1 pseudogene is annotated in these 513 nt (G+C 66.5%); it reads right to left on the reverse strand.

The features are described 5' to 3' along the window. Nucleotides 1–513, reverse strand: a pseudogene (locus NW858_RS13180) (ribonuclease E/G); the annotation flags it as partial.

Consider the following 513-nt stretch of genomic DNA (forward strand, 5'->3'; position numbering starts at 1 on the left):
GGTGGGGGAAGAGTATTCACCGGCTCCTGCTCCGGCAAAGCGGCGGCTTCAGGGGGAAACCTCTCCGCCGTGCCGTTGCCAGAAGTTGCACCGGCCTCCGCCTCTTCCGGGCTGGCCATCTTTACAGTGCCCGGCAGGGCCACCATCACCACTGTGTCGCGGCCTGAGGGCGGTGGCTGATCCAGGAGCAACAGCGGCGACAGCCCTAACTCTGAGTAGACCCGCTGTTGCAAGGGGGTCATCTCCACAGTAATGGCTTGCCGGGCTGGACGACTTTCTGGGAACTCCACCCCACCGGCGCGAGCGGATCGCCCAGAGGCGGACTGGTCTTTGCGGGAACCCTGCTCTTCCGCATCTTCTCCCCAGTCAGGACGCCGGGATTCTTTGCGCTTCTGCTCCGCTCCGCCCCCTGCTGGCGGCAAGAGATCTTCCCCCGGCGGCTCCAGGCTGCCCCCTTCTGCCCCAATGTCCCCGCTCCGGGAAACTGGGCGCTGGCCTACGCGGGGATCCACC

Origin of the sequence: Synechococcus sp. H55.10, from assembly GCF_047502715.1 — a bacterium.
GTDB lineage: Bacteria > Cyanobacteriota > Cyanobacteriia > Thermostichales > Thermostichaceae > Thermostichus.